At 62.2% G+C, this 16,127-nt stretch carries 18 protein-coding genes and 1 pseudogene; 9 read left to right on the forward strand and 10 right to left on the reverse strand.

Features of this window, described 5'->3' with window-relative positions:
• Positions 1 to 23: 23 nt before the first annotated feature.
• Positions 24 to 524: a universal stress protein gene (locus L1O02_RS09430; RefSeq protein ID WP_235759792.1), complete on the forward strand. Its 501-nt coding sequence runs from the start codon at positions 24 to 26 to the stop codon at positions 522 to 524.
• A 111-nt stretch (positions 525 to 635) separates the two neighbouring features.
• Positions 636 to 1,610: an HTH-type transcriptional regulator CysB gene (gene cysB / locus L1O02_RS09435; protein ID WP_011062541.1), complete on the forward strand. Its 975-nt coding sequence runs from the start codon at positions 636 to 638 to the stop codon at positions 1,608 to 1,610.
• Positions 1,611 to 1,612: 2 nt separating this feature from the next.
• Here the strand turns inward: cysB and L1O02_RS09440 are convergent, their stop codons facing one another.
• Entirely contained in the window at positions 1,613 to 2,095 is a 483-nt protein-coding gene (locus tag L1O02_RS09440; RefSeq protein WP_060840420.1) for a GreA/GreB family elongation factor, read from the reverse strand.
• A gap of 2 nt (positions 2,096 to 2,097) precedes the next feature.
• Complete coding sequence (locus L1O02_RS09445; protein WP_060840419.1) at positions 2,098 to 2,493, reverse strand: hypothetical protein; 396 nt, start codon at positions 2,491 to 2,493, stop codon at positions 2,098 to 2,100.
• Positions 2,494 to 2,617: 124 nt separating this feature from the next.
• Here L1O02_RS09445 and earP point away from each other — a divergent pair, with 124 nt between their 5' ends.
• A complete protein-coding gene (earP, locus tag L1O02_RS09450) occupies positions 2,618 to 3,751 on the forward strand; it encodes an elongation factor P maturation arginine rhamnosyltransferase EarP (RefSeq protein ID WP_235759793.1) in 1,134 nt (377 codons plus the stop codon).
• A gap of 48 nt (positions 3,752 to 3,799) precedes the next feature.
• Positions 3,800 to 4,372 carry an elongation factor P gene (locus L1O02_RS09455; RefSeq protein WP_007931398.1) on the forward strand — a complete coding sequence of 191 codons (573 nt, stop codon included), beginning with the start codon at positions 3,800 to 3,802 and terminating at the stop codon, positions 4,370 to 4,372.
• A gap of 70 nt (positions 4,373 to 4,442) precedes the next feature.
• Here the strand turns inward: L1O02_RS09455 and L1O02_RS09460 are convergent, their stop codons facing one another.
• The 3 genes from L1O02_RS09460 to L1O02_RS09470 form a co-directional block, all read right to left on the reverse strand.
• Positions 4,443 to 4,862 (reverse strand): organic hydroperoxide resistance protein, encoded by a 420-nt coding sequence (locus L1O02_RS09460; RefSeq protein ID WP_060840417.1) that lies wholly within the window; start codon positions 4,860 to 4,862, stop codon positions 4,443 to 4,445.
• A 217-nt stretch (positions 4,863 to 5,079) separates the two neighbouring features.
• On the reverse strand, positions 5,080 to 5,541 hold the full coding sequence (locus L1O02_RS09465) for a MarR family transcriptional regulator (protein WP_060841991.1): 462 nt from the start codon (positions 5,539 to 5,541) through the stop codon (positions 5,080 to 5,082).
• Between the two features lie 76 nt (positions 5,542 to 5,617).
• Complete coding sequence (locus tag L1O02_RS09470) at positions 5,618 to 6,568, reverse strand: LysR family transcriptional regulator (RefSeq protein ID WP_060840416.1); 951 nt, start codon at positions 6,566 to 6,568, stop codon at positions 5,618 to 5,620.
• A gap of 105 nt (positions 6,569 to 6,673) precedes the next feature.
• Between L1O02_RS09470 and L1O02_RS09475 the strand changes: the two genes are divergently transcribed.
• Complete coding sequence (locus tag L1O02_RS09475; protein WP_235759794.1) at positions 6,674 to 7,423, forward strand: sulfite exporter TauE/SafE family protein; 750 nt, start codon at positions 6,674 to 6,676, stop codon at positions 7,421 to 7,423.
• Here the strand turns inward: L1O02_RS09475 and L1O02_RS09480 are convergent.
• Entirely contained in the window at positions 7,413 to 8,267 is an 855-nt protein-coding gene (locus tag L1O02_RS09480; RefSeq protein ID WP_060840414.1) for a LysR substrate-binding domain-containing protein, read from the reverse strand. The genes L1O02_RS09475 and L1O02_RS09480 overlap by 11 nt on opposite strands.
• Positions 8,268 to 8,364: 97 nt before the next feature.
• Here L1O02_RS09480 and L1O02_RS09485 point away from each other — a divergent pair, with 97 nt between their 5' ends.
• Complete coding sequence (locus tag L1O02_RS09485) at positions 8,365 to 8,586, forward strand: DUF1127 domain-containing protein (protein ID WP_060841990.1); 222 nt, start codon at positions 8,365 to 8,367, stop codon at positions 8,584 to 8,586.
• 66 nt (positions 8,587 to 8,652) lie between these two features.
• Positions 8,653 to 9,867, forward strand: a complete 1,215-nt coding sequence (locus L1O02_RS09490) for a winged helix-turn-helix domain-containing protein (protein ID WP_235759795.1) — start codon at positions 8,653 to 8,655, stop codon at positions 9,865 to 9,867.
• Between the two features lie 68 nt (positions 9,868 to 9,935).
• Here L1O02_RS09490 and L1O02_RS09495 read toward each other — a convergent pair whose 3' ends face one another.
• Entirely contained in the window at positions 9,936 to 11,282 is a 1,347-nt protein-coding gene (locus tag L1O02_RS09495; RefSeq protein WP_060840412.1) for a 3-deoxy-7-phosphoheptulonate synthase class II, read from the reverse strand.
• A gap of 160 nt (positions 11,283 to 11,442) precedes the next feature.
• Between L1O02_RS09495 and L1O02_RS09500 the strand changes: the two genes are divergently transcribed.
• The gene (locus tag L1O02_RS09500) at positions 11,443 to 12,198 is read left to right on the forward strand and encodes a spermidine synthase (protein ID WP_060840411.1); all 756 of its coding nucleotides are present in this window, start codon (positions 11,443 to 11,445) and stop codon (positions 12,196 to 12,198) included.
• A gap of 52 nt (positions 12,199 to 12,250) precedes the next feature.
• On the opposite strand, the gene L1O02_RS09505 is transcribed toward L1O02_RS09500, so the two are convergent.
• Both L1O02_RS09505 and L1O02_RS09510 read right to left on the reverse strand, forming a co-directional pair.
• Positions 12,251 to 13,042: a crotonase/enoyl-CoA hydratase family protein gene (locus L1O02_RS09505; RefSeq protein WP_016968523.1), complete on the reverse strand. Its 792-nt coding sequence runs from the start codon at positions 13,040 to 13,042 to the stop codon at positions 12,251 to 12,253.
• Between the two features lie 19 nt (positions 13,043 to 13,061).
• Entirely contained in the window at positions 13,062 to 13,352 is a 291-nt protein-coding gene (locus L1O02_RS09510) for a hypothetical protein (RefSeq protein ID WP_164990744.1), read from the reverse strand.
• 76 nt (positions 13,353 to 13,428) lie between these two features.
• On the opposite strand from L1O02_RS09510, the pseudogene L1O02_RS09515 reads away from it, so the two are divergent.
• Positions 13,429 to 15,136, forward strand: a pseudogene (locus tag L1O02_RS09515) (DEAD/DEAH box helicase).
• A 138-nt stretch (positions 15,137 to 15,274) separates the two neighbouring features.
• Here the strand turns inward: L1O02_RS09515 and L1O02_RS09520 are convergent.
• Positions 15,275 to 16,042, reverse strand: coding sequence for a class III extradiol ring-cleavage dioxygenase (locus L1O02_RS09520; RefSeq protein WP_108546063.1), 768 nt, complete (start codon positions 16,040 to 16,042; stop codon positions 15,275 to 15,277).
• Positions 16,043 to 16,127 lie beyond the last annotated feature (85 nt).

Here is a 16,127-nt window from a genome sequence, read left to right on the forward strand (position 1 = left end):
ATCTTGGCAGTTGAGGAGGTCATATGATTCGTTCGATGCTGTATGCCACGGACCTCGGTCTGTACGCTCCCTTTGTCATGCAGCATGCCCTGGAGCTGGCTCGAACGTTCAATGCCGACTTACATGTAGTGCACGCTGTGGAGCCCATGGGATTGTTCGCCGAATCGGTGTTGCAGAGCTATCTGGACGAGCAGTCGCTGAACGAGTTTCATCGCCAGGGCCTGAGCACCGTGATGGCCAATATCGAACAGCGGGTACTGGACAGTTTTCGCGAGGAACTGGGTGAAGGCATGCACGACCTGAGCTTGATCCAGTCGGTGCGGGTGCTTCAGGGTGACCCGTCCCAAGTGATTCTGGAGCAGGCGGCGAAACTCTCGGTGGATTTGCTGATCGTAGGAAGTCACAGCCACGGGGTCGGTGCGCAAACTCCTCTGGGGCGCACCGCATCACGGGTTTTGCAGTTGTCCAAAGTGCCGGTTTACCTGGTGCCGCTGGTCCAGCGTCGACGGCAGGGGGATGCCTGAGGGCGGAATGGAAAAATCTGAATAAAAGTTCTAGATTTATTCTCCTGACCATTAATATAGTTATATACCGTCGCTGATACCCGTGGCGTCTACCTGCTTTGAGGGATTCATATGAAGCTTCAACAATTGCGCTACATCTGGGAAGTGGCGCACCACGACCTCAACGTTTCAGCCACCGCGCAAAGCCTTTACACCTCGCAACCGGGTATCAGCAAGCAGATCCGTCTGCTCGAGGACGAGCTCGGGGTCGAGGTCTTCGCTCGCAGTGGCAAGCATCTGACGCGGGTGACCCCGGCCGGCGAGCGGATCATCACTACCGCCGGCGAGATCTTGCGCAAGGTCGAAAGCATCAAGCAGATCGCCCAGGAGTTCTCCAACGAGAAGAAAGGCACCCTGTCGATTGCCACCACTCACACCCAGGCGCGTTACGCCTTGCCTCCGGTGATCAGCAGCTTCATCAAGCAATACCCGGATGTGGCCCTGCACATGCACCAGGGCTCACCGATGCAGATCGCCGAAATGGCCGCCGACGGCACCGTGGATTTCGCCATCGCTACCGAGGCCCTGGAGTTGTTTGGCGATCTGGTGATGATGCCGTGCTACCGCTGGAACCGTTGCGTGGTGGTGCCACAGGGCCACCCGCTGACCAAGTTGCCGAAACTGACTCTGGAAACCCTGGCCGAGTACCCGATCGTCACTTACGTATTCGGTTTCACCGGCCGCTCCAAGCTCGACGAAGCCTTCAGTCATCGCGGCCTGACGCCAAAGGTGGTGTTCACCGCCGCCGACGCCGACGTGATCAAGACCTATGTGCGCCTTGGGCTGGGCGTGGGCATCGTGGCCAAGATGGCCGTCGACACCAAGCTCGACAGTGACCTGGTGGTCCTGGATGCCAGTGAGCTGTTCGAGTCGAGCATCACCAAGATCGGTTTCCGTCGCGGCACCTTCCTGCGCGGTTTCATGTGCGACTTCATCGAGAAGTTCGCTCCGCACCTGACTCGCGAAGTCATGGCCAAGGCCATTGCCTGCCACAACAAGCAGGAACTGGAAGAACTGTTCGACGGCGTCGAACTGCCGGTTCACTGATCCTAGCGGACCTCGGTGACAGTGAAGTGTTGCCGAGTCCCCGCCACCACGATTTCCACCTCATCCTCCTCGAACTTGCCCAACAGGCTTTTGCCCAGCGGGGAGCGCGGGGTGATGACGGTTACCAGCTGTCCGACCACCTGGACTTTCAAGCCCGCTCCATCCGGACCGAGAAACAGCCATTGTTCGCGGCCATTTTCATCCTCAAGTCCCAACAGCGTGCCGACCTGGATCCCTGACTGCGCGTCGTAGGGACGCAGGCCAAGGTTTTGCCAGAGGCTCAATGCCTGGCGGATCTCCTCGACCCGGCGAGCCTGCCCGGCTGCCAGGTAGGACGCCTCAAGTCCCAGCGTGTCGTACTTGTTCTCGGCGATGTTCTCTTCATGGGTGGCGGTTTCGTAGGCGGTTTGTGCGGCCCGTACCGCGACCTCCAGGTCGTCCCGGAGCTGTTGCAGAATCAGTTGGCAGACAGACTGTTTATTCATGATCAATTACAGAATTGCAGGACATTGGCCCGGCTCTTGTCACTGGGCGCGGTCTGGTCCTGCTGCAACCAGAACTGGCATTTGGGGTTGGACAGGTTGCGCGGGTTGCTGCGAGCGTTATCCAGGGATTGCAGTTCTTCGTTCTTGCGCAGGTTGTCCTGATATTGCTCGAACATCCGATTGGGTGGCTCCGGCGCCACTACCGGCGGCTTCGCCAATTGCTGTACGGCTTGCGCCACAGGGGCCAGTTGCTGGCTGAAGAGAAAGTGCGAACCCAGCCAGCAAGTCAGGGCAATCGCCAGAAAACCCAGCCACAAGCCCAGGGCAATGCTGCCGCTGAGCGCCAGGGCATTGAAGCTGATGCGCAAGGGGCGACGAGCGGGCGGGCGATAGGACATGGTTGCCTCCTGGCGGGCGGTAGTGGGCGAGGGCTGATTGTCGCACGAAGATTAATCGAGGTTGGCTCTTCTGCGCAGGAGCATTTATGCGGACAATCGGCGCCTTTGCCAATCGGGGACTGGAATGAAAGCCTCCTGGGACATTTTTTGCAGCGTCGTCGACAACTACGGCGACATCGGCGTGACCTGGCGTCTGGCCCGGCAGTTGGTGGCCGAGCATCAATGCGCGGTGCGCTTGTGGGTCGATGATCTGCGGGCCTTTGAAAGGATTTGCCCGGAAATTGACACCCAGCGGCAGCGCCAGGAACAGGATGGGGTCGAGGTGCGGCACTGGTCGGCCCAGTGGCAGGCTGAGGCGGCCGCGGATGTGGTGATTGCCGCGTTCGCCTGCCAGTTGCCCCACGCCTATATGGAGGCCATGGCCGACCGCGAGCGGGCGCCCCTGTGGTTGAACCTGGATTACCTGAGTGCGGAAGACTGGGTCAGTGGCTGCCACGGCCTGCCGTCAGTGAAGTTTCGTGGCGTACAGAAGTACTTTTTCTTCCCCGGATTCCAGCCTGGTACGGGCGGTTTGCTGCGCGAAGCCGGGTTGCTTGAGCGCCGCCGGCATTTTCAGGCCGATCGCCAGGCCCAGCAGGAGTTTCTGCAGGGCCTGGGAGTGACTCCCGCCGCCGATAGCCGCTTGATGTCGCTGTTTGCCTACGAAAACGCCGGCCTTGGCAGTTGGCTGGAAGCGTTGGCCGCCGATGCGCGACCGACTCATTTGCTGGTGCCTGAAGGACGTATTCTGGGCGACGTGCAGCGCTGGCTGGGAGTGGAATCTCTGACGGTCGGCAGTCTGCAGGTGCGTCAGTCGCTGACGGTCCAGGTCTTGCCCTTTGTGCGCCAGGAAGATTACGACCGTTTGCTGTGGTGCTGCGCCTTCAACGCGGTGCGCGGGGAGGATTCCTTCGTGCGCGCACAATGGGCCGGGCGGCCGATGCTCTGGCATATCTATCGCCAGGACGAAGATATTCACCTGGACAAGCTCGAGGCTTTTCTTGTCCTGTACACCCGGGCACTTTCCCCGGGCGCCAAGGCGGCGGTACTGGCCCTGTGGCAGGCCTGGAATACCGAGGCCGCGATGACCGAACCCTGGAAAAACCTGCTGCAACACTGGCCGGAAGTCGCCGCACATGCCCAGCAATGGTGTCTGGAACAAGGCTTGCAGGCCGATCTTGCTGCGGCGCTGGTGCAGTTTTACCTAAATTGGATATGATACGCGGCCTAGATTTTTGTAAATCCCATCCAAATTCGGATATTCGCAATGAAAACTGGTAAAGAACTCAAACCCGGTACCGTGATCCGTATCGACAACGATCCTTGGCTGGTTCAGAAAGCTGAATTCACCAAGTCCGGTCGTAACAGCGCGATCATGAAGACCAAGCTGAAGAACCTGCTGACCGGTTACAAGACCGAAACCGTTTACGGTGCGGACGACAAGCTGGACGACGTGATCCTGGATCGCAAAGAAGCGACCCTGTCGTTCATCAGCGGTGACACCTACACGTTCATGGACACCACCGACTACACCATGTACGAGCTGAACGCCGAAGACATCGAAGCGGTTCTGCCGTTCATCGAAGAAGGCATGACCGACGTTTGCGAAGCCGTGTTCTTCGAAGACCGTCTGGTTTCCGTTGACCTGCCGACCACCATCGTGCGTCAGGTTGACTACACCGAAGGTTCCGCTCGCGGCGACACTTCGGGCAAGGTGATGAAGCCTGCCAAACTGAAAAACGGTACCGAGCTGAGTGTTGCGGACTTCATCGAGATCGGTGACATGATCGAGATCGATACCCGCGAAGGCGGTTCCTACAAGGGCCGCGCCAAGGTTTGATCCTGGCTCGACCTTGTACATGAAAAAGCCCGACTTCGAGTCGGGCTTTTTTATGCCTGGCGTTTGCCGTTCAGACGCTAACGTGCAAGCGCACATCGACGTTGCCGCGGGTGGCGTTGGAGTAGGGGCAGACCTGATGCGCCGCGTCCACCAGGCTTTGCGCTTCATCCTGGGCCAGGCCGGGCAGGCGTACATGCAGATCGATATCCAGGCCAAAGCCGCCAGGGATCTGACCGATGCCGACGTGGGCGGTGATCGACGCGTCGTCCGGAATCTTGCGCTTGCTCTGGCTGGCCACGAACTTCAGTGCGCCGATGAAGCAGGCGGAATAGCCGGCGGCGAACAGCTGTTCCGGGTTGGTGGCCTGCCCACCGGCACCGCCCAGCTCCTTGGGAGTGGCCAGTTTGACGTCGAGGATATTGTCACTGGAGACGGCGCGACCATCACGGCCACCCGTGGCGGTTGCAACAGCGGTGTAGAGAGTTTGCATGGCGAGAGCCTCGTATCGATTATTTTTGCGCTAATAGTTTGCGCGCCAAGTAAGTGCGAAATAAATGTACTGCGCCAATATTTAGTGTGCAAGATAATTTTTCAGGGAACACCGCAAAAAGCCCATCAATTCGCGCCAAGCAGTTGATTTTAAAAAAGATATATTTTCATTGCGAAAACCAGCTCCCGCCGCTGGGAGCTGGTTGATCGATGCCGCCTCAAAGGCTGTCTTGCAAATGCCCCCGCAGTACCTGCAACTCCTCCTGCAACCGGCGCAACTGCTCCACCGTGCGGCCGCTGGCGCCGAGGATGCACTGGGGGATTTCCCGGGCCTGATCCTTGAGGGCGCGACCCTGCTCGGTCAGTTGCACAATCACCACCCGCTCATCTTCCCGGCTGCGGGTCCGGCTCAGCAGGCCCTCGGCTTCCAGGCGCTTGAGCAGTGGCGTCAGTGAGCCCGGATCGGTCAGCAACCGCTGGCTGATCTCGCCCACGGTCAGTCCGTCGCGCTCCCAGAGCACCAGCATGGCCAGGTACTGCGGGTAGGTCAGACCCAGTCGCTGCAGCAATGGCTTGTAGACCTTGGTCATCAGCAGCGATGTGGAGTGCAGGGCGAAACATACCTGGTTATCCAGCAGCAGCTGTTCGCAAGTGTCCGCGGTAGAGGGTTGGGTGGTCATGAGGCTGGCCTTGATCATTAATGGTCCTGAATCTAGCGGGCGAGTCTTTAATGCGCCAGATAATTTTCCCCCAGGCCTAGCCCATGGCGCTTTGCAGCGCCAGGTCCCAGGGTGGAATCGGGCTGAAACGGCTCTTCAGGTATTCCAGGAGCAAGCGGCTGCGGGCATTGGGGTGCTGTTCCATGCGCAAGGCGTAGATGCCGGCGGTTTCCGGCTTGGGCAGGCCGCCGTCGCAGAACAGCGGCACCAGTTCCCCCCGCAGCAGGTATTCGCTCACCAGCCAGGTCGGCAGGTGCGCAATTCCCAGGCCGGCCAGGGCCCCGGAAAGCAGCGCTTCGGCATTGTTGGCACTGAGGCGGATGCGCTGGGGGCGATGGCTCTGCACCTGGCCATCAAGCTCGAAACGCCAGGCAAACAGCGGCGCCAGCCCGTCCCAGTCCAGGCCATCGTGCTGGCTGAGTTCGGCGGGATGGGTCGGGATGCCGCGGTTTTTCAGGTAGGACGGGCTGGCGCAGGCGATGCGCACGATGCTGGCCAGGGACGTGGCGACCATTCGCGTATCCACCCGCTGGCCTGCGCGCAGGACCAGATCGACCTTGCCCAGATGCGAGCCCTGCATGTCGACGAAGCTGTCGATCAGGTGCAACTGCACGTCCAGCCCCGGATAGAGCGCCAGGAAGTCGGCAATGGCCGGTGCCAGATGGCGGCGACCGAAGGCGGCCGGGGCATCAATGCGGATCAGGCCTTCCGGGGCGTGGCTCAAGGACACCGCTTCGGCGCGAGCCAGTTGCAGTTCAGCGACGATGCGCCGAGCCCGTTCGGCGAAGGCCAGGCCCGCCGCAGTAGCGACTACCGCGTGGGTGGTGCGCATGAACAGTGGGGTGCCCACGGCATTTTCCAGGCTGTCGATGCGCCGAGCCACGGCGGAAGGGGTCAGGGGATGACGGCGGGCCGCGGCGGAAAAGCTTCCGGCTTCCAGCACATCGAGAAACAGCCCCAGTTGTTCGGTGAGGATATTGGGATTCATGATCAGGTCGCTTATGCGAAAACGGCACAGCCATTGTGCGTTGCTGTGCGTTTCCGAGCCAGGGCCGACTGCGTAGCATGCAGCTCTCGGGTGAGGAGAGACGCTTTGATCGAGTTAGTGATGTATCTGTTGTTGGGCGCAGCCCTGGGCACTGTGGGCGGTCTGTTCGGGATCGGTGGCGGTTTGATCGCCATTCCGGTGCTGGGGGTCATGTTCGGCCTGGACCAGCAGATTGCCCAGGGCACCGCGCTGGTGATGGTGGTGCCCAATGTGATGCTGGCGCTGTGGCGTTATCACCAGCGCAACCGCATCGAACTGCGCCATGCCCTGCCGCTGGCGCTGATGGGCTTTTGTTTCGCCTGGCTCGGCTCGATCTGGGCGGTGGGCATTGACGCGCAGAAGATGCGTATCGGCTTTGTCGCCTTTCTCCTGGTGCTGTCGGCCTACAACCTGCTGCGCATGTTCATGAGCAGCGCGCCGGCCAGCACGCAGATGCGTTATTCCTGGCCTTGGCTGGGGGTTCTGGGCGCCGCTTCCGGGGCCATGGGCGGTTTGTTCGGCGTGGGCGGAGCGGTAGTGGCCACGCCAGTATTGACCAGCATCTTCGGCACCACCCAGGTGGTGGCGCAGGGACTGTCCCTGGCCCTGGCGCTGCCGAGCACCGGGGTGACCCTGGTGACCTACGGCTTGCATCATCAGGTGGACTGGATGATCGGCCTGCCGTTGGCGGCCGGCGGTCTGTTGAGCATCAGTTGGGGGGTGAAGGTGGCTCATGCCTTGCCCGAGCGCCTGTTGCGTGGGTTGTTCTGCGGTTTCCTGGTGGTGTGTGCCGTGATGCTGGCCTTCAAAGTTTGAAGCCTTCGACGATGTGCTCTGCCAGGCATTCGGTGATCGGGGAGGGATTGTTGAGGTTGCGCACCAGCATGATGCTGGCTTCCGGCAACTGCGGCAGCCCCTGTGCCTCGCCGAGGATGCGCATGTCCGGGGTGATCAGGCTTTCCAATTGGGCGGTGACCGCCAGCCCGGCGCTGACCACCGCCATGATCGCCGACAGGCTGGAACTGTTGTAGGCAATGCGGTAGTCCAGGCCCGCAGCGTCCAGAGCGTTGCAGGCCCAGAGCCGGCAGAAGCAGTCGCTGTTGAACATTGCCAGGGGCAAAGGTGTTTGCTCGTGGGGATTGAAGCACTGGGCCACGGCCCAGACGAAGCGCTCCTTGCGCAGCAGTTGGCCGATCTCGCTGCCCGGCTCGCGGGTGACGATGGACAGGTCCAGGTCCTGGCGTTGCAACAGCTGTTTGCTCGACTCGCAATGCACCTCGATCTGGATCAGCGGGTAGCTTTGGGCAAAGCGCGACAGAATCCCCGGCAGAAAGCGCATCACATAGTCATCCGGGGTGCCGATGCGTACCAGGCCCACCATGTGCGGCTCGCGCAGGGTGTTGAACACCTCGCTGTGCAGTTTCAGGATGCGTCGGGCGTAGCCCAGCAGCACCTGGCCCTCGGCGGTGAGCTTGACCTGGCGCCCGTCGCGCTGGAACAGCTGGCGCTGCAGTACGTCTTCCTCCAGGCGCTTCATCTGCATGCTCACCGCGGATTGAGTGCGATTGACCCGCTCGCCGGCCCGGGTAAAACCGCCTTCATCGGCGATGGCGACGAAGGTGCGCAGAACTTCGGTGTCGATGCTAGGGAACTGGGACATTGCATCAAATCCTGAGATGTATGGCATAAGAAACATTCGTTGGATTGATCTTAAGCCCCGGCAGACACTGTCGTCATCCCCACTGGAGGGCAAGATGATGAAAGGTCAAAAGGGTTATGTGCTGGTCCACAAGCTGTCATTTCAGGCGCTGGCCTTCAGCGGCCTGTGGCGTCGGGTCATGCGCTGGTATGAGCTTGGGCGCGAGCGCCGGATGCTGGCCGGGCTGAGCGATGAGGCGTTGAAGGACCTGGGGCTCACGCGGGTCGATGTCGAGCATGAGCGGGTCCGCCCGTTCTGGGACGACCCGATGCATAAATAGCGGCAAGGGTGCTACACAAGCCGGTTCCCGGTGCGCTAGCGTGCGGGCAGACAAGGAGACTCCCCCATGCCCGCAGAATGTTCTTTCTCACTCAAGCAAGCTCGCCGATTGGCCCTGGCCGCCCAGGGGTTCGGCGGGCGCCGGCCGCCGGCAATGATCAAGGCCGCGGGGCTCAATCGACAGATCGAGCGCCTGGGCCTGCTGCAGATCGATTCGGTCAATGCCCTGGTGCGGGCGCATTACCTGCCGCTGTTCTCCCGACTGGGCAGTTATCCACAGGCGCTGCTCGACCAGGCCGCCTGGAGTCAGGGCCGGCAACGCACCTTGTTCGAATACTGGGGGCATGAGGCGTCGTTGCTGCCCATGTCCATGTACCCGTTGCTGCGCTGGCGGATGCAGCGGGCGCGGCAAGGGCAGGGCATCTATTCGCAGCTGGCGCGTTTTGGCCAGGAGCGCCTGGTCACGGTCCGTCGGGTTCTGGCGGCGGTCCAAGAGCAGGGCGCGCTGGGTGCCGGCAGCCTTTCCACCCGCGAGGAGCGCGCCGGGCCCTGGTGGGATTGGAGCGATGAAAAGCACGCCCTGGAATGGTTGTTCGCCGCCGGTGAAGTGACGGTGGCCGGGCGTCGTGGCTTCGAGCGCCTCTACGATTTGCCGGAGCGGGTGCTGCCGGCGGCCATTCTCCAGCAGTCGCCGCTGGACGAAGCCCAGGCCCAGCGCGGCTTGCTGGTGCACGCGGCCAGGGCCCTGGGCGTGGCCACGGAGAAGGACCTGCGAGACTACTTTCGCCTGGATCCCGGCGACAGCCGTGCGCGTCTGGCGGAGTTGCTGGAGTCCGGCGAGTTGTTGAGTTGCGAAGTGCAGGGCTGGCGCCAGCCGGCCTACTGTCTGCCGCAGGTCAGGGTGCCGCGCCAGGTCGACGCCAGTGCGTTGCTCTCACCGTTCGATTCGCTGATCTGGGAGCGCAGTCGCACCGAGCGGCTGTTCGACTTCCGCTATCGGCTGGAGATCTACACGCCAAGGCACAAGCGGGTCTATGGCTATTACGTGCTGCCGTTCCTGCACAACGAGCGGATTGTCGCCCGCATCGACCTGCGGGCGGAGCGAGCCCAAGGCTGCCTGGCGGTGCATGCGGTGCATGAGGAGGAGCCAGGCCTGGACGAGGAGGGGGTTATGGCGTTGGCCGGGCAGCTACGGCAGATGGCCACTTGGCTGGGGCTGGAGCAGATTCAGCTCAATTGCCGACGTGACGGCGCACGCCGTCTGCGTGAGGTCATGGCGTGATGAGCTTCGCGGGCAAGCCCGCTCCTACGCTGCCCTTGTAGGAGCGGGCTTGCCCGCGAAAGCGCTTCTCAACGCTTGACCTGTTTGAGCGTCTCGGCGATCAGGAAGGCCAGTTCCAGGGACTGGTCGGCGTTCATCCGCGGGTCGCAATGGGTGTGATAGCGGTCCGACAGGCCGTCTTCGGTGATCGGGCGGGCGCCGCCGATGCACTCGGTGACGTTCTGTCCGGTCATCTCGATATGTATGCCGCCGGCATAGCTGCCTTCGGCCTGATGCACCTGGAAGAACTCTTTGACCTCGCTCAGGATCTGCGCGAAATCCCGGGTCTTGTAGCCGCTGCTGGCCTTGATGGTGTTGCCGTGCATCGGGTCCGAGCTCCAGAGCACTTGCTTGCCTTCGCGCTCGACCGCGCGGATCAGCTGTGGCAGGTGGTCGCCGACCTTGTGGGCACCCATGCGCACGATCAGGTTGAGCCGGCCTGGATCGTTGCTCGGGTTGAGGATATCGATCAGGCGGATCAGTTCCTCGGTGTTCATGCTCGGGCCGACCTTGACCCCGATCGGGTTGTTCACCCCGCGCAGGAACTCGACGTGGGCACCGTCGAGCTGGCGGGTGCGGTCGCCGATCCACAGCATGTGGGCCGAGCAGTCGTAGTAGTCGTTGGTCAGGCTGTCGCGACGGACGAAGGCTTCCTCGTAATTGAGCAGCAGCGCTTCGTGGGCGGTGAAGAAGCTGGTTTCGCGCAGTTGCGGCGAGCTGTCCATGCCGCAGGCGCGCATGAAGGCCAGGGTTTCATCGATGCGATCCGCCAGCTGGCTGTACTTCGCGGCCAGGGCCGAGTTGGCGATGAAGTCCAGGTTCCACTTGTGCACCTGATGCAGGTCGGCAAACCCGCCCTGGGCAAAGGCCCGCAGCAGGTTCAGGGTGGCGGTGGCCTGGTGATAGGACTGCAGCAGGCGGTCCGGGTCCGGTACCCGGCTTTTCTCATCGAAACCGATGCCGTTGACGATGTCGCCACGATAGGCCGGCAAGGTCACGCCATTGATGGTTTCGTCGTTGGCCGAGCGCGGTTTGGCGAATTGCCCGGCCATGCGCCCGACCTTGACCACCGGGCAGCCGGCGGCAAAGGTCATGACAATGGCCATCTGCAGCAGCACCTTGAAGGTGTCGCGGATCTTCGCCGCGGAGAATTCGGCAAAGCTTTCGGCGCAGTCGCCGCCCTGCAGCAGGAAGGCGCGACCCTGGGTGACTTCGGCGAACTGGCGGCGCAACTCCCGGGCCTCACCGGCAAACACCAGCGGTGGATAACTGGCCAGGGTCTGCTCGACCTGCAGCAGATGTGCGGCGTCGGGGTACTGGGGTTGTTGCTGGATCGGCAGGGCGCGCCAGCTGTCGGGGCTCCAGGGTTGGCTCATCGCGGACTCGAGTGTTTTACGGTGGGAGGGGCATGTTAGCAGCAAATTAGTGCGTGACCTGCTCCTCTCGCTTGGCCGACAATCGCGCCTTTCCCGCTCGCTGCCGAGCGGTTGGTTTCTCGCGCCGGCCCGATTGCGGGCCCCGCGACTAGGAGATGAAATGACTGAGGAGCGCGTCGAGCGTGTGCTCGCCGAGGTTCATGACGAGTTCGGCATGATTCGGGTATTGGAAGTGGCGGACTACCGCTTCCTCGAATTTGGCGACGCCATCGAGCAAAGCTGCGTGTTCACCGCCGACCCCAGTTGGCTGGAGTACGACTACACCCGGGCCATGCTGATCGGCGCCCTGTGTCATGAGGCGCCGGAGAGCGCGCTGTTTCTCGGCCTGGGCGCCGGGACCCTGACCCAGGCCTGCCTGAAGTTCCTGCCCCTTGAAGACGTCGAGGCCATCGAACTGCGTCCGGATGTGCCGCGCCTGGCCATCGAGTACCTGGGGCTGGACGACGATCCGCGTCTATATATAAGAATCGGCGATGCCCTGGAGCTGCTGGACAGCGCCGAATCCGCCGACCTGATCTTCGTCGACCTGTACACCGATGTCGGCCCCGGCGTCGGCCATCTGGCCTGGGGGTTTCTGGAAAACTGCCAGAAGCGCCTCAATCCCGGGGGCTGGCTGGTGATCAACCAATGGGCCACCGATGATGGCAAGCCCTTGGGCGCCGCGCTGTTGCGCGGGCTCTATCACCGGCATTACTGGGAGCTGCCGGTGAAGGAAGGCAACGTGATTTTGATCGTGCCCTCCGATCTTGATCAGACGCTCGATCTGCCAGCTCTGAATGCCCGGGCCGAAGCCCTGGCCCCGCGCCTGGGTTACTCCCTGCAGCCGCTGATCAAGGCCATTCGCCCCGCCACTTAAACCCCTGCCAGGCCACGGCTGGCCGGCGAAGACGATCCGCCGGCCAGCCGGTTCAACAGCCCTTGAACACCCCGGGGCGTTTCTCGATCATCGCTCGCACCCCTTCCTTGGCGTCTTCGCTGTTCATCAGCTTGTGCACCAGCGGCGGCAGGCCCTGAGCGGCCAGTGTTTCGCCCTCAAGCCGGGCCTGACGCGCCGACATCAGCGTCGCCTGCACGCCCAGCGGTGCTTGCCGGGCGATGCGTTCGGCCAGTTCCACGGCCCGGGGCAGCAGGTCTTCGCTGGCCATCACCTCCTGCACCAGTCCCAGGCGCAGCGCTTCATGGGCGTCGAACTCATCGCCGGTGAGCAACCAGCGCATGGCATTGCCCCAGCCGGCCAGTTGGTGCAGGCGCAGGGTCGCGCCGCCGAAGGGAAATATTCCGCGTTGCACCTCCATCTGGGCAAAGCGCGTATTGCTGGCACACAGATTGATGTCCGCCGCCAGCATCAGCTCGATACCGATGGTCAGGCAGTAGCCCTGCACAGCGACGATCACCGGCTTGCTCACCCGCGGTCCGGCGAACACGCCCCAAGGGTCGCAGCCGCCGGGTGGTGCCTGCCAGCCCTGGGCCAGGGCGGCACCGACATTGGCCAGGTCCAATCCCGCGGTGAAGTGCTCGCCGTGGCCGAACACCACGGCGATCCGCGCCTGGCTGCTGGCTTCGAACTCGCCGTAGGCCAGGCTCAGCTGGTTGAGCAGCTCCAGGTCGAAGGCATTGCGCTTGGCGACCCGGTCCAGGCCGATCAGGAATAGGTGACCGCGCAGTTCGCGGCTGACACGGCTGGCACTGGGCTGATTCATGGACGCGATCCTCAAGGGGTTAGAGGGAATGGGCGAGACGGCTTTCAAGCACCAGGGTGAATCGTTTTAGCGGTGACGACCAACAGCGGCGGGCCCAAGCAAAATAGCGCGCCCTTCGAGTCTGCGCAAAGCCCGTGACCATCGGGCGTTGAGCGGATTTTTCCGATAAAAAAAACTCCCTTTTTTGAGTAATTCCGGTATAGTGCGCGCCGGCCTTTAGCCGGGCCACGTTTAGGTAATGCAATTCCCCGAAGTCAGCTTCGGCTGCTTGTCCGCTGCGCGGACTATCCTTGACGATCCATTCATCCAATCGTTTTCGCAAATCCCCGCCGACAAAGCTGCCAGGGTGACTCTTGAGTCTTACACGGCATGCGCAGCTTTGGAGCATGGGTCTTTGCGGATGCACTTAGAGGCAGACCCATGACCCAGGAAATCGGCGGCTTCGCCGCTCTTGAACTTCATCCCAATATTGTTGCTGCAGTAGTCGCTACCGGCTATGAAGAGCCTTCGGCTATTCAGCAGCAGTCGATCCCGATCATCCTTGCCGGGCACGATATGATTGGCCAGGCGCAAACCGGTACCGGTAAAACCGCTGCCTTTGCCCTGCCTATCCTGCACCGCATTGATCCGTCCAAGCGCGAGCCGCAAGCTCTGATCCTGGCCCCAACCCGTGAGTTGGCGCTGCAAGTTGCAACCGCTTTCGAAACCTACGCCAAGCAGATGCCGGGCGTGACTGTTGTGGCCGTCTACGGCGGTGCGCCGATGGGCCCACAATTGAAAGCAATCCGGAATGGCGCACAGATCGTTGTCGCCACACCGGGCCGTCTGTGCGACCACCTGCGTCGCGACGAAAAAGTGTTGGCCACCGTGAACCACCTGGTTCTCGACGAAGCCGACGAAATGCTCAAGCTGGGCTTCATGGATGACCTGGAAGTCATCTTCAAGGCCATGCCTGAGTCCCGCCAGACCGTACTGTTTTCGGCCACCCTGCCGCAGTCGATCCGGGCCATTGCCGAGCGTCACCTGAAAGACCCGAAACACGTCAAGATCCAGAGCAAGACCCAGACCGTCACCGCGATCGAGCAGGCTCACCTGCTGGTTCACGCTGACCAGAAGACCTCTGCCGTTCTGAGCCTGCTGGAAGTTGAAGATTTCGACGCCCTGATCATGTTCGTGCGCACCAAGCAAGCGACCCTGGACCTGGCCAGTGCCCTGGAAGCCAAAGGCTACAAGGCCGCTGCGCTGAACGGTGACATCGCCCAGAACCAGCGTGAGCGCGTGATCGACTCCCTCAAGGATGGTCGTCTGGACATCGTTGTGGCCACCGACGTCGCCGCTCGTGGTCTGGACGTACCGCGCATCACCCACGTATTCAACGTGGACATGCCGTACGACCCGGAATCCTACGTGCACCGTATCGGCCGTACCGGCCGTGCCGGTCGCGAAGGTCGCGCACTGCTGCTGGTGACTCCGCGTGAGCGCCGCATGCTGCAAGTGATCGAGCGTGTGACCGGTCAGAAGGTTGCCGAAGTTCGCCTGCCAGACGCCCAGGCCGTTCTTGATGCCCGCATCAAGAAGCTGACCAACAGCCTGTCGCCACTGGTGGCCGATGCCGAAGCGACCCACGGCGAGCTGCTGGATCGTCTGACCGCCGACATCGGTTGCAGCCCGCGTGCTCTGGCCGCGGCCCTGCTGCGCAAGGCCACCAACGGTCAGGCGCTGAACCTGGCAGCCATCGAGAAAGAGCGTCCACTGGTGCCCAACAGCGCGCCACGTGGTGATCGTCCTGAGCGTTCCGGCGATCGTCCTGATCGTGGTGACCGTGAGCGTCGCGCGCCAATGCCTCTGGGCGAAGGCCGTGCTCGCTGCCGTACCGCGCTGGGTGCCCGTGACGGTATCGCTGCCAAGAACCTCTTGGGCGCGATCCTCAACGAAGGTGGCCTGGCCCGTGAAGCCATCGGTCGCATCCAGGTGCGTGACAGCTTCAGTCTGGTCGAGCTGCCGGAAGACGGTCTTGACCGTCTGCTGACCAAGCTCAAGGACACTCGCGTGGCTGGCAAGCAGCTGAAACTGCGTCGCTACCGCGAAGATTGATCCGCCCTCGGGCTGATTGATCAGGCATAAAAAATCCCCGACTGGTTCGGGGATTTTTTTTGCCTGGAGTTCGGGCCGGGACTGTTCGCCGGCAAGCCGGCTGCTGCGCGGCGGTGTAGCAGCCTTGGCGCTGAGGCTTCAGCCAAAGCGGTAGATGTCCATGCCCAGCGCGCCCAGGGTGAAGCCCTGGTGGGCCACGCTGAATTCGCCACCGGCACCTCGGGCGAAGTACAGCGGCAGCAGGTGTTCATCGCTGGGATGGCTGCGCACGGCATGCGGTGCCTGCTGCCGGTAATCATGCAGGGCCGCTTCATCATTGGCCGCCAGTTTTTCGATCATCCAGTCACGAAAGGCCTTGGCCCAGGGTTCGACGCTTTCCGGACCGGCGTGCCAGTCCAGTTCCCGCAGGTTGTGGGTGATGCTGCCGGAGCCGATCAGCAACACGCCCTGTTGCCGCAGGCCTGCCAGGGCGTGGCCGATGCGGGTCTGCAGGGCCGGGCCCAGACGAGTGGGCAGCGATAGCTGGATCACCGGGATGTCCGCTTGCGGGTACATCAGCGACAGCGGCACCCAGGCGCCGTGGTCGAAGGGGCGCTGGTTGTCCAGCTGCGCCGGTAGGCCGTCGGCCTTGAGCAGCTCCACCACTTGTGCCGCCAGTTCAGGATCGCCGGGAGCCGGGTATTGCACGGCAAACAAGGCGGCGGGGAAGCCGCCGAAGTCATGCCAGGTTTCCGGATGAGGGTGGGCGCTGACCCGCAGATCCTGGCTTTCCCAATGGGCTGAAACCACCAGGATCGCCTTGGGGCGTGGCAGCTGTGCCGCCAGGTTGGCCAGGGCGGGACCACTGGCACCGGGTTCCAGGGCCAGCATGGGAGAACCATGGGAGATAAACAGGCTGGGGAGCATGAGGAAGGTCCTGAAGGTTAAGATGCGCCATCTTCAATCAGATCATTGATCTAAATCTAATATAAGTTTTAGCGCTTTTTGATCG

The organism is Pseudomonas sp. BC42, assembly GCF_021560055.1.
In the GTDB taxonomy this organism is placed as follows: Bacteria; Pseudomonadota; Gammaproteobacteria; order Pseudomonadales; family Pseudomonadaceae; genus Aquipseudomonas.

Excerpts from the sequence above, each read along its gene's own strand:
- L1O02_RS09430 (WP_235759792.1), top strand. The coding sequence starts at position 24 with ATGATTCGTTCGATGCTGTATGCCACGGACCTCGGTCTGTACGCTCCC.
- cysB (WP_011062541.1), top strand. The coding sequence starts at position 636 with ATGAAGCTTCAACAATTGCGCTACATCTGGGAAGTGGCGCACCACGAC.
- L1O02_RS09440 (WP_060840420.1), bottom strand. The coding sequence starts at position 2,095 with ATGAATAAACAGTCTGTCTGCCAACTGATTCTGCAACAGCTCCGGGAC.
- L1O02_RS09445 (WP_060840419.1), bottom strand. The coding sequence starts at position 2,493 with ATGTCCTATCGCCCGCCCGCTCGTCGCCCCTTGCGCATCAGCTTCAAT.
- earP (WP_235759793.1), top strand. The coding sequence starts at position 2,618 with ATGAAAGCCTCCTGGGACATTTTTTGCAGCGTCGTCGACAACTACGGC.
- L1O02_RS09455 (WP_007931398.1), top strand. The coding sequence starts at position 3,800 with ATGAAAACTGGTAAAGAACTCAAACCCGGTACCGTGATCCGTATCGAC.
- L1O02_RS09460 (WP_060840417.1), bottom strand. The coding sequence starts at position 4,862 with ATGCAAACTCTCTACACCGCTGTTGCAACCGCCACGGGTGGCCGTGAT.
- L1O02_RS09465 (WP_060841991.1), bottom strand. The coding sequence starts at position 5,541 with ATGACCACCCAACCCTCTACCGCGGACACTTGCGAACAGCTGCTGCTG.
- L1O02_RS09470 (WP_060840416.1), bottom strand. The coding sequence starts at position 6,568 with ATGAATCCCAATATCCTCACCGAACAACTGGGGCTGTTTCTCGATGTG.
- L1O02_RS09480 (WP_060840414.1), bottom strand. The coding sequence starts at position 8,267 with ATGTCCCAGTTCCCTAGCATCGACACCGAAGTTCTGCGCACCTTCGTC.
- L1O02_RS09485 (WP_060841990.1), top strand. The coding sequence starts at position 8,365 with ATGAAAGGTCAAAAGGGTTATGTGCTGGTCCACAAGCTGTCATTTCAG.
- L1O02_RS09490 (WP_235759795.1), top strand. The coding sequence starts at position 8,653 with ATGCCCGCAGAATGTTCTTTCTCACTCAAGCAAGCTCGCCGATTGGCC.
- L1O02_RS09495 (WP_060840412.1), bottom strand. The coding sequence starts at position 11,282 with ATGAGCCAACCCTGGAGCCCCGACAGCTGGCGCGCCCTGCCGATCCAG.
- L1O02_RS09500 (WP_060840411.1), top strand. The coding sequence starts at position 11,443 with ATGACTGAGGAGCGCGTCGAGCGTGTGCTCGCCGAGGTTCATGACGAG.
- L1O02_RS09505 (WP_016968523.1), bottom strand. The coding sequence starts at position 13,042 with ATGAATCAGCCCAGTGCCAGCCGTGTCAGCCGCGAACTGCGCGGTCAC.
- L1O02_RS09520 (WP_108546063.1), bottom strand. The coding sequence starts at position 16,042 with ATGCTCCCCAGCCTGTTTATCTCCCATGGTTCTCCCATGCTGGCCCTG.